Consider the following 14,295-nt stretch of genomic DNA (forward strand, 5'->3'; position numbering starts at 1 on the left):
TGCTTTCGCGGCGTGCCTGCCCGATTGGGCGCGCCGCAACACCTATTTCAGCGCCACTATTTCAGCGCTTCCATGGCGCTGTGCACATCGTCCACGATCCGTTCCACCGCCTCGCGTCCGGCGGCGATGGCTTCTTCCGCGCGGTGGAAATCGAACAGGCCGATCTTGGCGAGCTTGGGCGAGACCGTGACATCCGGCGGATCCCCCGCGAGGCGGGAGCGCGCGATACGGTCCTGGGTGATGTTGAAGGCGTCGATCATCACCGCCGAGATCCCGCGCGGTCCCTCGCTCGGCCCGGAGAGGAATTGCCGGCGCAGCATGCGGTCCGGCCGCAGCATGCGCGAGAGCCCTTCCTTCTTGTGCTCCACCACCACGTCCGCCACCTCGGCGATGGCGCTGCCATGGTCCTGGATCACGGTGCCGCGTCCGAAGATCTCGGAATTGAGATTGACCGCGATCACGATCCGACCGCCGAGCGCACGGGCCGCCGAGACCGGCACCGGATTGACCAGCGTGCCGTCCATCAGCCAGCGCCCGCCCACCTTGGCCGGGGTGAAGATGCCCGGCAGGCAATAGCTGGCGTGGATCGCCTCCACCAGTTCGCCGCGCGTCAGCCAGATTTCATGGCCGGTGCCGAGCTCGGTGGCGATGCAGCCGAACACCACCGGCAAATCCTCGATGGTGAGATCGCCGAGTTCCAGGCGCATGCGCTCCATCAGGCGGCGCCCGCCGATGAGGCCGGCCGCGCCGAGGGAGAGATCGAGAAAGCCGAGGACGTTGCGCTTGTTGAGGCCGCGCGCCCAATCCTCCAGCGCGTCCAGCTTGCCGGCCGCCCAGATGCCGCCGACCACCGCCCCGATGGAGGTGCCGGCGATCACGCTCGGGCGAATGCCATGGGCTTCCAGCGCCCGCATCACGCCGATATGGGCAAAGCCGCGCGCCGCGCCGCCGCCCAGGGCAAGGGCGATCTTCGGCCCGCCCTTGCGGCCGGCCTTCCACGGCGGCTCGACCTCGCTCTGCGCTTCCAGGGCAGGGGCGACCTCGGGAGGAAGGTCGGCCTCGGCTTCGCTCTGGGCTTCGTCGGTGCGAGTGCGGCGGGTAAAACCTTGAAACATGCGCGACCTCCGACCGGCCGGCGTGCCGGTGGCAAGCTCCGGGACTCAAACCCTTCTAACCGTGTTTGATGTCCGAAGCGTGGCTTTGTCACGATGCGCCATGGGGCTGGTGCGAGGCTGCGCCCGCAGTGTTCAACACATCCTTAATCGTGCGAATGGCCGGCATGGTCGCCATAGACCGCCTTCGGATCGAAGCGCGGCGCGTCGCCGGTGAATTCCAGCGGCGTTTCGGCGGAGGCTTTGCCGCCGATGGGCACGCGACGATAGAAGCAGGAGCGCCGCCCTGTGTGGCAGGCGGCGCCCGTGCCGCCCATCTCGACTTTCAGCAAAACCGCGTCCTGGTCGCAATCCACGCGGATCTCCAGCACCTTCTGGGTATGGCCGGAGCTTTCGCCCTTCTTCCAGAGCTTCTTGCGCGAGCGGCTGTAATAATGCGCCTCGCCGGTCTCGATGGTGAGGGCGAGCGCTTCCTCATTCATGAAGGCGAGCATCAGCACCTCGTTCGTCACCGCGTCCACGGCGATGCAGGTCATAAGGCCGTTGGCGTCGAAGCGGGGCGTGAGGCGCGTGCCTTCCTCAAGTTCGGCCGTGCCGGTGCTGGCCGCGAAGACGGGGGTCTGGACGCTCATGAAAACTCCAATGGGCTGGTGCCGGCGGGCACCGCTCCGAGGGGCTCAGCCCTTGGCGCGCACCAAGGTGATGAAGCGCACCTGCTCGGCCGGGTCATCGCGGAACGCACCGGTGAACTGGCTGGTGACGGTGGAGACGCCCGCCTTGGTGATGCCGCGCATGGCCATGCACATATGCTCGGCCTCGATCATCACGGCAACCCCGCGCGGCTTCAGCGTCTCGTCCAGGGCGGAGATGATCTGCGAGGTCAGATGTTCCTGGGTCTGCAGGCGCTTGGCGTAGATGTCCACCACCCGCGCGATCTTGGAGAGGCCGACCACCCGTTCCACCGGGAAATAAGCGACATGGGCCTTGCCCACGAACGGCACCATGTGGTGCTCGCAATGGGAATAGAAGGGGATGTCCCGCACCAGGACGAAATCGTCGAAATTGCCGATTTCGCCGAATGTGCGGTCGAGCGCCTCGGCCGCGTCGTGGCGATAGCCGGAGAATAATTCCCCATAGGCCTTCACCACCCGATGGGGGGTTTCGAGCAGGCCCTCGCGGTCCGGGTCCTCGCCGATATAGGCGAGCAGGGTGCGAACGGCGGCCTCCGCCTCGCGCTTGGAGGGGCGCGCGGGATCGTGCGCTTCGTCCGCTGCCGCATCCTGCGGGGCATCTTCGTGCCGCTTGGCCTGCGCCTGGAGATGTTTCACATGCTTGCGGGCCTTGGCCTCGTTCTCGGCCTGCGCCCGCAGCAATTTCACGACCGCGTCCATACCCAACTCCGTTCGACCCGCCACGGACGCAGTCCGGGCGAGAGTGTCACCGGTGTCGGCTACGCATGCGCGGACCCTCACTTTCCGCGCCCCACCGGAAGCCCCGGCGGCGGCCTTGCCGTCCGTTTTGCGCGAAGCGTCGCCGGCGGGAGGCGGCTCCCGAGGGGTAAGCTTCGCAATCAGGCGCCAGCGTCTTCCGCCGCGCCGCACATGGACTATATAAGACGGCGAACAGGCAACGCAAAGTGCGCTTTTGCTTGAGCGTGCCTCGCAAACCGCATGGCAGCGCGCCTTTACGGGCCGTGGCCGGGCGGGCCGGATGATGACGCCGCCATGGGGCGGCCGGGATCGCACGATGATCAACGACGTCTATAATACCCGTATCCTGGGCTATGCCGCCGATATCCCCCGCATCGGCCGGCTGGACCATCCCCAGGCCAGCGCGACCGCCCATTCGCGGCTGTGTGGCTCCACCGTGACCGTGGACGTGGCGCTCGATGGCGACACCGTGAGCGATTTCGCCCATGAGGTGCGCGCCTGCGCGCTCGGCCAGGCGTCTTCCTCCATCATGGCGCGCCATGTGGTGGGTTCGAGCGTCGCCGAATTGCGGGCGCTGCGCGAGACCATGCGCAAGATGCTGAAGGAGAACGGCCCGCCGCCCGCGGGCCGCTGGGCAGAACTGGAAGTGCTGGAGCCGGTGCGCGACTACAAGGCGCGCCACGCCTCCACGCTGCTGACCTTCGACGCGGTGGTGGACGCCATCGACCAGATCGAGGCCAAGGCCGGCACCGTGCCCCCCGCGCCGGCGACCGCCGGGAGCTGAGCGGGCGCGGCCGTATCTGATCTCCGCGGGGCGTCTCGGCTTTGGCGGACAGGGCGGGTGTGCTTCTCGGCGGATGCACGGCATCGCGGATCGGATGCGGCTTGTCCGTTCAACTCGCAGAAGTGCCACAGGCGAGGGCCGTCCGGAAATGGGCAGGATCAGCAAGGCGAGGATCGATTTACGCATGGCGATGAAACAGGCCCCGGATCGGGGCGGGCGGCTCAGCGTCGGGGAGTCTCTCCCGTGGGGTCGTCGACGGCAAGGCGTCGTCGCGCGCCCGTCCTTGGCCTCCCGCATCGGCACCGCCGTGGCGCGCCTGCCGCGCCTGATCCTGCGCGCGCCCATCCTGCTCTATCGCTACACGCTGTCTTCCTTCATGGGGCGGCAGTGCCGCTATCTGCCCACCTGCTCGGAATATGCCGACGAGGCGATTTCCCGCCATGGCGCCTGGGCGGGGGGGTGGATGGGTGCGGCGCGGCTGTGCCGCTGCCATCCCTGGGGCGGATCGGGGTTCGACCCGGTGCCCCAATGCCTGCCCGCCGACGCGCGCTGGCATCGGCCGTGGCGCTATGGGATCTGGCGCCAGCCACCGGAATGAGCGGGGCTCTCGGCAGGGCGCGCGGGCGTTTTGTTTCCCGTCACACCTTGGCACCGCGAATGCGCTATGCCGTTTCCTTCATGCCTCGGTTGGGGAGTCGGCCGGTGACGATACGCGGGTTCTTGTTCAGTTTGGTGTTGAGCCTGTCAACGGTGCTCGGCTGCGTCGGCAGTGCGTTTGCGGTGGAGCAGGGACCTGCGGCGGATGCCTTTTATCTCCCGCCCGCCCCGCTGCCGGAAGGCGTCGCCGGTTCGCCGATCTGGGCGCGGCTCCTTTCGGGCACCATGGCGCTGCCGAGCGCCGCGCGGAACACGCTGGTGCTGTACCGGTCCGTGGACCCTGCCGGCAATCCCGTGGCTGTATCCGGGACCGTCGCGATCCCGAAGGGCACGCCGCCCGCGGGCGGGTGGCCGGTGATCACATGGACCCACGGCACGACCGGCCTCGCGGCCATCTGCGGCCCGTCGCGCGACACGGATGCCGGGCCGGAACACGGCTATATCGCCGATATCCGGGCGCTGCTCGATCCGTTCGTCGCCAAGGGCTATGCGGTGGTTGCGACCGATTATCAGGGCCTGGGCGTCGCGGGCTTCCACCCCTTTCTCCAGGGCGTGCCGAACGGCAAGAATGCCCTCGACATGCTGCGCGCCGCGCGCGTGCTGGAGCCGCAGATTGGGACGAAATATGCCGTCATGGGCCACTCCCAGGGCGGCCAGGCGGATCTGTTCACCGCCGCTGAAGGACCGTCCTACGCGCCGGAGCTTCAGCTTGTCGGCAATATCGCCATGGCGCCGGGCACCCATATCGCCGACCGGCTCGCGGCGGTGCGCGCGTCCGACAAAGTGGAACTGGCGCTGCCTTACGTGCTGTATACGCTGCAGTCCTATGCCACCACCGACACGGCCATCGACCTCGGCCGCATCCTGACCGCGAAGGCGCAGCCGTATCTGGCAGAGCTTCAGCAGGGCTGCATGACCAAGGCCCTGACCGACAGCTATTGGGCCACTGCTATCGCGAAGGACCAGTTCCTGGCGGATCCGGACCTTGCAGTCTTCCTCAAGATGGCCGCGCAGAACGAGCCCGGCACGCTCGCCATTTCCGTGCCGACCCTGGTGATGCAGGGCACCGCCGACGTGACCGTGCGCCCGCAGGATACGGACGCTTCGGTCCGCGATCTGTGTGCCAAGGGGAATGTCGTGACCTACAAGACTTTTCCGGGCCGCGATCATGACGGCGTCATGGCCGCCGGTGCCCCGGATGCGCTGGCCTTCCTCGCCGACCGCTTTGCCGGCGCGCCTGCCACCGGCAATTGCGCGGACCTCCCGAAAGCGGCGCCCTAAGGACCGGCTGGCCGGGCGCATCCCCGCGGCTGGGTAAGCTTCGCACCGGCTTCGCCCTTTACGGCGCGCGCCGGGCGGCTTAGAGGAGGCCGCTTCAACAAGAGCCTACCTGCGGGGTACGCAGGAGTGGGCAGGAGAAGACCTATGGTTACCCTGACTTTCCCCGATGGCGCCCAGCGCGAGTTCGCCCCCGGCACCACGGGCGCCGATGTGGCCGGCGCCATTTCCAAATCGCTGGCCAAGAAGTCCGTCGCGATCGTCCTCAACGAGACGCTGACCGACCTCTCCGACCCCATCCTCGAGGATGCCCGCATCCAGATCGTCACCCGCGACGATCCCCGCGCGCTGGAGCTGATCCGGCACGACGCGGCCCATGTGCTCGCCGAGGCGGTGCAGAGCCTCTATCCCGGGACCCAGGTGACCATCGGTCCGGTGATCGAGAACGGCTTCTATTACGATTTCGCCCGAAATGAGCCTTTCACCACCGATGATCTGCCGAAGATCGAGGCGAAGATGCGCGAAATCATCGCCAAGGATCGCCCCTTCACCAAGGAGGTCTGGTCCCGCGAGGAGGCCAAGCGCGTGTTCGCCGCGAAGGGCGAAGCGTTCAAGGTGGAATTGGTGGACGTCATTCCCGAGGGCCAGGATCTGAAAATCTACAAGCAGGGGGAATGGTTTGACCTCTGCCGCGGCCCCCACATGCCGTCCACCGGCAAGGTCGGCAACGCCTTCAAGCTGATGAAGGTGGCCGGCGCCTATTGGCGCGGCGACAGCAACAATCCCATGCTAACCCGCATCTACGGCACCGCCTGGCACGACCAAGCCGCCCTGGATGCCTATCTCCATCGCCTGGAGGAAGCGGAAAAGCGCGACCATCGCCGCCTCGGCCGGGAGATGGATCTGTTTCACTTCCAGGAGGAGGGGCCGGGCACGGTGTTCTGGCATTCCAAGGGCTGGACCCTGTTCCAGAACCTGGTCGCCTATATGCGCCGCCGCCTGAAGGTGGAATATGCCGAGGTGAACGCCCCGCAGGTGTTGGACAAGTCACTGTGGGAGACTTCAGGCCATTGGGGCTGGTACAAGGAGAATATGTTCAAGGTGCAGTCGGCCGGTGACGACACCGAGGACGAGCGCGTGTTCGCGCTCAAGCCCATGAACTGCCCCGGGCACGTGCAGATCTTCAAGCACGGGCTGAAATCCTATCGCGACCTGCCGCTGCGCCTCGCCGAATTCGGTGCCGTGCATCGCTACGAGCCCTCGGGCGCGCTGCACGGGCTGATGCGCGTGCGCGGCTTTACCCAGGACGATGCCCACATCTTCTGCACCGAGGAGCAGATGGCGGCCGAGTGCCTGAAGATCAACGATCTGATCCTCTCCACCTATGCCGACTTCGGGTTCGACGAAATCATCGTCAAGCTTTCCACGCGGCCGGATAAGCGGGTCGGCTCGGACGCGGTGTGGGATCATGCGGAGGACGTGATGATGCGCGTTCTCAAGCAGATCGAGGAACAGTCCGGCGGCAAGATCAAGACCGGCATTCTGCCGGGCGAGGGCGCGTTCTACGGGCCGAAGTTCGAATACACCCTGAGCGATGCCATCGGCCGGGAATGGCAGTGCGGCACCACCCAGGTGGACTTCAACCTGCCGGAGCGCTTCGGTGCCTTCTATGTGGACGCCGATGGGCAGAAGAAGACGCCGGTGATGATCCACCGCGCCATCTGCGGGTCCATGGAGCGCTTCACCGGCATATTGATCGAGCATTTCGCCGGGCATTTTCCGCTCTGGCTCGCGCCGGTGCAGGTGGTGGTGGCGACCATCACCTCTGAAGCGGACGATTATGCCGCCGAGGTGACCGCGGCGGCGCGCGCCCGCGATCTGCGGGTGGAAAAGGACATTCGCAACGAGAAGATCAACTACAAGGTGCGCGAGCATTCGCTGGCCAAGGTGCCGGTGCTGCTGGTGGCCGGAAAGAAGGAAGCGGCGGAGGGGACGGTCTCGATCCGCCGGCTCGGCAGCCCGGACCAGGTCTCGATGCCGCTCGGTGCCGCCCTGGACCTGCTGGCGGGTGAGGCGGTGCCGCCGGACCTCCAGCGCCGCGCGGCTGTGAGCCACGCCGCGTGAATGGCGTCGCGAGCCATCCCCCGTGAAGGTCCGTTGAGCCTACGCTGAAACGACAGACCCGGCTGCCTGCGGCCGGGTCTCTGGCGCCGGACCCGCTGCGCCGCTTTCCGGAACGGCCGCGTGAGGCAGGGTGTGCTCGCCCTTGATCGCGTGGCATTCAGCGCAGCCGCGGGGGTGGAACTCTTTGGCTCTCATCGTGAATCCGATGGCTTCTCCCGCCGGTCCTCTTTAGCTTCGCATGAGGATTCGGGATGGCGGATGAAGGGCCGAAGCGTCCGGGCGGTCGTTCGGGCGGTTGTTTCAGCGCTGCATCTTCGTTCATCGCGCCTTTTTTATTGCTCCGCTTCGACTTCTCGGCGGATTGAGCCGCATACGGGCTTCGCGGCCGGGCGGTTTTGATGAGGGCGCGCATGAACAGGACATTTTCCGTCTTGGCGATAGCGGGGGCGCTGGCAGCGATCGGGCCAAGCGGCGGCGCGAACGCGCAGTCCACCAGCGTGCCGAACAGCGGCTTCTTCGTCGGCGCGGGCGCGAGCTTCAATTCCACGCAGTTCACCGATCAATTGCTCTATTCGCAGGGCGTCTCCAGGATTTATCAGGGCGGCGTGCAGGTGGGGGCTGGCTCCGCCGGCGGGGCCGTGATCCCCGATTTCGGCAATGCCTCCACGTTCGCCGGGACCGGGCAAGCGGGCTATTTTCAACATCTTCAAGGGAGCGATTGGCTCTGGGGCGCAAAGGTTTCGTACAATTACCTTGGCGCCAGCGCCGAGAACAAGACACTGGCGGTGCCGCAGGCTGGTTCGTTCACCGGCAGCAGCCCGGACAGTTTCAGTGGCAATGTGGTGGTGCAGTCCTACACCACGAGCGTCACCAATCAGCTGGCATTGATCCCCTTCGTCGGGCGGTCGTTTGAGAAGAGCTTCGTGTATCTTGGCGCGGGGCCGACATTGTCCCAGGTCAAGCACGACATGAACGGCACCATCGGATTTGCCGCCATCAACGGCAGCCACTTCAACATCACGGGCACGCCGGCGAACTTCTCGTCCTCGCAATGGGTACTCGGCGGCGCGGCGGTGGTTGGCGCCACTTATTTCTTCGCACAGACTTGGTTTTTGGATCTCAGCTATACCTATGCTGTAACGCAGACGAAGACGAATACCTACGGCGGGCCGTTTTCCAGTTCGACCGACGGCTATGACGATATCGGAATTCTGAGCGGATACTTTTCCGGTGGCACGACAACGCACGCGCTGACGATCTCGCTCAATAAGACGTTCTGAGTCGAAAGGCCGGGGGTAATCGGTTCCTCTTTTTCCGTGCAGCGCACGATTCCTGAAATCAGGATGCAATGCAACAAAATGGCTTTATGCAGGGAAACTCTGGATCGACTGTGTTCAAAAGAGCACGCGCTCGTCGGTTTTACAGTCGCTGACGTGGTGTGTCGCGAATTAAAGCCATATCACTGGATTTCATCTGCGGCTCTGTTAATGATTTTAGCGTTGTGGTTTTGGGTTGGGAATTGCTCGTCATGAATAAGGCTGCCATTCGCGGACGCTTGCTGTCGTCCTGTGCGTATTTTTCCATGGCCGGCCTTGCCGCGTGCGCCTTTGGCGCGCAAGCCAATGCCCAGCCGCCGGCGCCGGCACCCACCCCCTATACGACGCTGAATTACGGCGCGACCGGCACCTTCCTGACCGGCATTCGCGGCAATACGATTGTCGGCAATTACGTGGTGCCCGGCACCACCGCCACCGGAGGGCTGCTGTACAATATGACATCCGGTCAGTGGTCGGCCATGCCGGTCGCCACGGCCAATGGGGTGAATTATCCCGGCGCCATCGGCTCGTCGCCGTATGGGCCGAGCTTCGGCAACCAGGGCGGCGTGCTGCGCACCGTGGGCAGCTATATCACCGCGGCGTCTTCGCCCTACGATCTCAGCTATCTCTATGATGGGGCGGCAGCGCCGAACCAGCAGATCACCCAGCTGGCGTATCCCAGCGCGCCCGGCAACCCGACCCTCTACACCATTGCCCACAGCACGTTCGGCGACCAGGTGGTGGGCAATTACGACACCCGCCTCGCGACCGGCAATTCGATGATCTACACGATCTCGACCGGCACCTATGTGACCAACAACAAGCCCGGCGCGGCCAGCACCACCGCCTATGGCGTCTATGGCAACATGATCGCCGGGGGCTATTTCGATGTGCCGGGCGGCGGCATCGGCGCCGAGCACGGCTATCTCTACAACCAGACTACCGGCACCTGGGCGACCTACGACCATCCCGGCGCCGTGGTCACGCATCTGGAAGGCATCACCGGCGCCGGGCGTTCCGGCGAATATAATATGGTGGCCGACTGGGTGACGGTGGACGGCGAAGTGCATGCCGGCGTGCTGCATGTGGACGCGCTGGGCATCCCCACCTGGTACGAAATCAATATCCCGGGCGCGTCGCTCGTGTCCTCGAACTCGGCCTATGGCGATACGGTTGTGGGCATTTATCTCACCCCCGGCTCCACCACGCCCAACGGCTATGTCGCCACCATCGCGGGCATCTACAATCCCATCCGCAACACCGGTACGCTGACCTCAAGCGCCGACAATTCCGCCGCGTTGTCCGGCAGCATCGGCGACGACATCGTCAACAGCGGCACTGTCAAGGTCAGCGGCAATGGCGGCGTCGGCATGCGCGGCGAGACCTATGGCGTGCTCACCAACACCGGCACCGTCACGTCCAGCGGCATCGCGGGCGCGGCGGTGGACCTGCACGGTCTCTACGGCACCTTCCTGAACTACGGCACCTTGCAGACGACCATCGAGTCCGACGCCGTGCGGAGCGGCCTCGACGCCAGCGGTACCGTCATCGTCAATATGGGCATCATCGACGGCCGCATCGCCGCGACGGCGGGGCTGGACAAGAGGTTCGAGAACAGCGGCTGGCTCGGCGTCAGCGGCAACGGGCCGTCGATCACCCATCTGTTCGGCGGCACCTTCGTCCAAACCTCGGCCGGCACGCTCTCCTTGCGGGTCACGCCCGGCAGCAACGACTTCTTCGGCATAACCGGCGTGGCGCGGCTCGCCGGCACGCTGGAGGTACCCTTCCTCACCTCGACGCTGTCCAATAGCTACACCTTGCTCGCCGCAACGGGCGGCACGACGGGCGGGTTCGAGACGCTGACCACGCCCGGCCTGCCCACCTATGTGAGCGCGGCGCTCGCCTATTCCGGCACCACCGTGGCGCTGAACCTGACCTCGCAGATGGCCCGGCAGGCCGGCCTCACGGCCAACCAGTCCGCCGTCGGCGGCGCGGTGGATCTCGGCTTCAACAGCGGTATCCTGCCGAACGCTGCGACCCCCGGCGCTGCGGCGCTCAACGGCCTCTACAGCCTGAGCGCAAGCCAGCTTCCGGCGGTTCTGAAGGGGCTCTCGGGCGAAGCCTATGCCAGCGAGCAATCGGTCCTGATCGGCGACGGCATCTACGGCCGGCAGGCGGTGATGGACCGTCTGCGTCAGGGCGCTTATGCCGGCCAGTCCGGGGCGATGGGGGCGCTCGCCTATGGCGGGCCGGCGGCCATGTCCTTTGCCGGTCCGGAAGCCGCCGCGCAGCCGGCGCCCACCACCGCGCTTGGCGCACTGGCCTATGCCACCAAGGCGCCGGCCGTCGCTCCGGATCCCACCACCGGCAGCACCACCATTTGGGCGCAGGGCTTCGGCGGCTGGACCAATCTCGACGGCAACGGCAATGCCTCCAGCGTGAGCGAGAGCATCGGCGGCATCATTTCCGGCGCCGACATCCGCGCCGGCGACTGGCGCATCGGCGCGGCGCTCGGCTATTCCCAGTCGAACGCCAATGTGGACGCGGTGGCGAGTTCCACCGAGGTCAACAGCATGCTGCTGGCGCTCTATGCCGGCACCAGCGCGGGCCCGTGGAACCTGCGCCTCGGCGCGAGCTATGCCTTCAACCAGATCGATGCGACGCGCACCGTCTTCGTGCCGGGCCTCGCCCAGCAAGCCAATGCGCAATATGACGGCGGCACCGCGCAGGTGTTCGGCGAGGTCGGCTACGGCTTCGCGGTCCAGCAGGTCGCGTTCGAGCCGTTCGCGGGCCTTGCCTGGGTGCAGCTCAACACCGATAGTTTTGCCGAGAGCGGCGCGGTGGCGGGTCTGTCCGGTGCGTCGGCTTCGGCTGGGGTGGGTTATTCCTCGCTCGGCCTGCGAGCCGCGACGTCGATCGCGCTCTCCAACGGCATGGTGCTGGCGCCCCACGCCTCGGCGGCCTGGCAATATGCCTTCGGGGATCTCGACCCCACCGCGCAGCTCGCCCTGCGTGCCCTGCCGGGTGCGAATTTCACGGTCGGCGGCGTGCCGCTGGCGGAAAATACCGCGCTGCTGGAAGTGGGCGCGGATCTCAACCTATCGGCCCAGGCCCGTGTCGGCCTGTCCTATGTCGGCCAGTTCGCCGACGGCGTCAGCGTCAATGCCCTCCAGGCCAATATCGCCTGGAGGTTCTGACCGCCCATCCCGCGTGCCCGGCGGCGACGCGTCGCCGGGACGGGTCAGGAATCGCGCACGGCGCTGAGCAGCCGGTCGCCGAACAGCATGAAGATCACGCCCGCCATGATGATGAGGGCGCCCACCAGCTTCACCGGGGTCAGCCTGCGCTCGATCAGCCCCACCAGCCCGTAATGGTCGAGCGCCAGCGATGAGATGAGCTGGCCGCAGATCACCAGCGCCAGCAGGCTGGCGAGGCCGATCTTCGGAACCAGATAGATCGAGCCGATGATGAAGGCGGCCCCGAGAAACCCGCCGCACAGCTTCCACAGCGGCTGGCCGGGAAGTGCCGCGAGCGCCGCGGGAATGCCGCCCTGCGCCACGGCGACGACGGTGAGGAATATGGTGCCCACCAGGAACGAGAACAGGGCGGCGAGAATGGTGTTGTGACCGAAGGCCTGGGCGAGCTGGTTGTTGATGGGCGCCTGAAGCGAGATGCACGCCCCGATGATGAAGGCGGCGGCCAGATAGAGGGTCGTCACAGGCAGGCTCCGGGTGCGGCGGAAGAGGGCGGCGGTCTCATTTGTTGATGACCTCGACCTCGCGGTCCTTGCCCGCCTCCACCTTGAAGTCGCGGCTGATGACCTTTCCGTCATTGCGGGCAATTGCGGTATAGTCGCCCTCGCTGAGCACGACCGTGGGCAGGGCGCCGATGGATTCCTTGATGGAATCGCCGCCCGGCGTCACGATCGACCATTGGGTGTTGGCCTGGGCCTCCCCGCCTTTCTCCGCCACCAGCTTCAGCACGATTTGCGCGGCGCGGTGGTGGAAGGTGGCATCCGTGAGCTTGCCCGCCTGCACGTTGACGTCCGCGCGCACCACCGCATTGGCGTCGCCATAGGTGGAGACCACGTGATACGTGCCTTCCGGCAGCAGCACCACGTCGCCGGCATTAGCGCCGCGATAATAGGGCTGGGTGGAGGTGCGGCCCTGGAGGAACGAGCCTTCGTAAATGTCGAAGGTCAGCTTCTGGCCCGGAATGATCTTGGATTCCACGTCGGCCTCTAGCCGCAGGCCGCCCGCCGGCAGCACGAATTGTTCGCGACGTGCCACCGCACCCACTTGCAGCCGCTGGGCGGCGGTGGAAAACCCATAGGTGACATGAACGATATAGCCGCCGGGGTTGAGGAAGAACACCGGGGCGGGATCGGTGCTCTCGGCGACGAGGGGAAAGGCGCCGGAGGCTTCGGGCGTATCGGCGAACACGCGCCACATCAGCCCGTGGGGAATGGCGGGCCCGTCGGCGCTGAAGCGGGCGAACACGCCCACCGTGGTCTTGCCCGCCGGCGCGGCCGGAAGCACCGCGTGCGGTTCGCGGCTGGGGGCCTGCCCCTGCGGCGTGGTGCGCAGGCCGGGATTGGTGCCGAGCGCGGGCGGGGCGGAAAAGGCATCGATCGGCGGCGGCGCGGGGGAAGCGCCGGCAAACGGCATGGCCTGGCCGAAAGCCGCGCCATTCGCCAGCGCGGCGGCCACGAACGGGAGCAGCAAGGGAAACAGCCAGTTCCGCCGGCGGCGGGCGGCTTCGATCTTTCGGCGCATGGCTCCTGACGTGCATCGAAACCGCGGCGGTTTCAAGTCACCACAACGACATTGCCCGTGTCCGCGCGCCGGCAGATCGCACAGGGAGCGCTATGTCGCTTTTGGCTGCCGCGCCCGGCGTGATAAGGCAGGCGCGGAAAATGTGGGCGTAGCCCTCCCTCGCCGCCCTTAGGCGCGGTGACCGGTGGGACCGTGCCGCGCGATTGCTTGAAGGTTTGCCATGTCCGACATTCTTGAGGTGCTTCGCACCCGCCGTTCCACCCGCATTCTCGATTTCGCCGAGCCGGGGCCCTCGCCGGAGCATCTGCGCGACATGCTGACCATCGCCGCGCGCGTGCCGGACCATGGCAAGCTCGTGCCCTGGCGCTTCATCCTGCTGGAAGGCGAGGGGCGCGCCCGCGCCGGGGCCGCGCTCGCGGACGTGCTGACGCAGGTGGAGCCGAACGCGCCGCCGCGCCGCGTGGAGGACGAGCGCAACCGCTTCCTGCGCGCGCCCGTGGTGGTGGCGGTGGTCTCCAGCGCCGCGACCCATGTGAAGATCCCGGAAATCGAGCAAGTCTTTTCCTCCGCCGCGGTGGTGGAAAACCTGCTGATCGCGGCGACCGCGCTCGGCTATGGCGTGACCTGGCTCACCGAATGGCCGGCTTATGAGCCCAAGGCCCGCGCGGCGCTTGGCCTTGCCGAGCATGAGCGCATCACCGGCTTCGTCTATATCGGCACCGCGACTCAGAAGCTGGAGGATCGCCCCCGTCCGAACCTCGACGAGATCGTCACCCGCTTCTGAGCTGTGGCGGCGGTTCGCCCGAGGGTTGGCGCCAG

12 protein-coding genes are annotated in these 14,295 nt (G+C 66.4%); 7 read left to right on the top strand and 5 right to left on the bottom strand.

Annotated elements, in window-relative coordinates:
• Window positions 1-56: 56 nt before the first annotated feature.
• The 3 genes from V5G24_RS05800 to folE all read right to left on the bottom strand — a co-directional run bounded on the left by V5G24_RS05800 (window position 57) and on the right by folE (window position 2,503).
• Complete coding sequence (locus V5G24_RS05800; RefSeq protein WP_394085954.1) at window positions 57-1,115, bottom strand: patatin-like phospholipase family protein; 1,059 nt, start codon at window positions 1,113-1,115, stop codon at window positions 57-59.
• Between the two features lie 143 nt (window positions 1,116-1,258).
• Window positions 1,259-1,744 carry a phosphoribosyl-AMP cyclohydrolase gene (gene hisI, locus V5G24_RS05805; protein WP_394085955.1) on the bottom strand — a complete coding sequence of 162 codons (486 nt, stop codon included), beginning with the start codon at window positions 1,742-1,744 and terminating at the stop codon, window positions 1,259-1,261.
• Window positions 1,745-1,789: 45 nt separating this feature from the next.
• Window positions 1,790-2,503 carry a GTP cyclohydrolase I FolE gene (folE, locus tag V5G24_RS05810; RefSeq protein ID WP_394085956.1) on the bottom strand — a complete coding sequence of 238 codons (714 nt, stop codon included), beginning with the start codon at window positions 2,501-2,503 and terminating at the stop codon, window positions 1,790-1,792.
• Window positions 2,504-2,858: 355 nt separating this feature from the next.
• Between folE and V5G24_RS05815 the strand changes: the two genes are divergently transcribed.
• From V5G24_RS05815 to V5G24_RS05840, 6 genes are all read left to right on the top strand, one after another.
• Window positions 2,859-3,326 carry an iron-sulfur cluster assembly scaffold protein gene (locus V5G24_RS05815; RefSeq protein WP_394085957.1) on the top strand — a complete coding sequence of 156 codons (468 nt, stop codon included), beginning with the start codon at window positions 2,859-2,861 and terminating at the stop codon, window positions 3,324-3,326.
• A 328-nt stretch (window positions 3,327-3,654) separates the two neighbouring features.
• Window positions 3,655-3,924 (top strand): membrane protein insertion efficiency factor YidD, encoded by a 270-nt coding sequence (gene yidD, locus V5G24_RS05820; protein ID WP_394085981.1) that lies wholly within the window; start codon window positions 3,655-3,657, stop codon window positions 3,922-3,924.
• 122 nt (window positions 3,925-4,046) lie between these two features.
• A complete protein-coding gene (locus V5G24_RS05825) occupies window positions 4,047-5,264 on the top strand; it encodes an alpha/beta fold hydrolase (RefSeq protein WP_394085958.1) in 1,218 nt (405 codons plus the stop codon).
• A 144-nt stretch (window positions 5,265-5,408) separates the two neighbouring features.
• Window positions 5,409-7,385, top strand: coding sequence for a threonine--tRNA ligase (gene thrS, locus V5G24_RS05830; RefSeq protein ID WP_394085959.1), 1,977 nt, complete (start codon window positions 5,409-5,411; stop codon window positions 7,383-7,385).
• Window positions 7,386-7,795: 410 nt separating this feature from the next.
• Window positions 7,796-8,665 (top strand): outer membrane protein, encoded by an 870-nt coding sequence (locus tag V5G24_RS05835; protein ID WP_394085960.1) that lies wholly within the window; start codon window positions 7,796-7,798, stop codon window positions 8,663-8,665.
• Between the two features lie 248 nt (window positions 8,666-8,913).
• The gene (locus tag V5G24_RS05840) at window positions 8,914-11,898 is read left to right on the top strand and encodes an autotransporter outer membrane beta-barrel domain-containing protein (protein WP_394085961.1); all 2,985 of its coding nucleotides are present in this window, start codon (window positions 8,914-8,916) and stop codon (window positions 11,896-11,898) included.
• A gap of 44 nt (window positions 11,899-11,942) precedes the next feature.
• Here V5G24_RS05840 and V5G24_RS05845 read toward each other — a convergent pair whose 3' ends face one another.
• Complete coding sequence (locus tag V5G24_RS05845; protein WP_394085962.1) at window positions 11,943-12,419, bottom strand: DMT family transporter; 477 nt, start codon at window positions 12,417-12,419, stop codon at window positions 11,943-11,945.
• Between the two features lie 37 nt (window positions 12,420-12,456).
• Window positions 12,457-13,476: an RgsD C-terminal domain-containing protein gene (locus V5G24_RS05850; protein WP_394085963.1), complete on the bottom strand. Its 1,020-nt coding sequence runs from the start codon at window positions 13,474-13,476 to the stop codon at window positions 12,457-12,459.
• A gap of 220 nt (window positions 13,477-13,696) precedes the next feature.
• Here V5G24_RS05850 and V5G24_RS05855 point away from each other — a divergent pair, with 220 nt between their 5' ends.
• Window positions 13,697-14,260, top strand: coding sequence for a nitroreductase family protein (locus tag V5G24_RS05855; RefSeq protein ID WP_394085964.1), 564 nt, complete (start codon window positions 13,697-13,699; stop codon window positions 14,258-14,260).
• Window positions 14,261-14,295: the final 35 nt, after the last annotated feature.

Source organism: Roseixanthobacter finlandensis (assembly GCF_043195105.2).
In the GTDB taxonomy this organism is placed as follows: domain Bacteria; phylum Pseudomonadota; class Alphaproteobacteria; order Rhizobiales; family Xanthobacteraceae; genus NCEH01.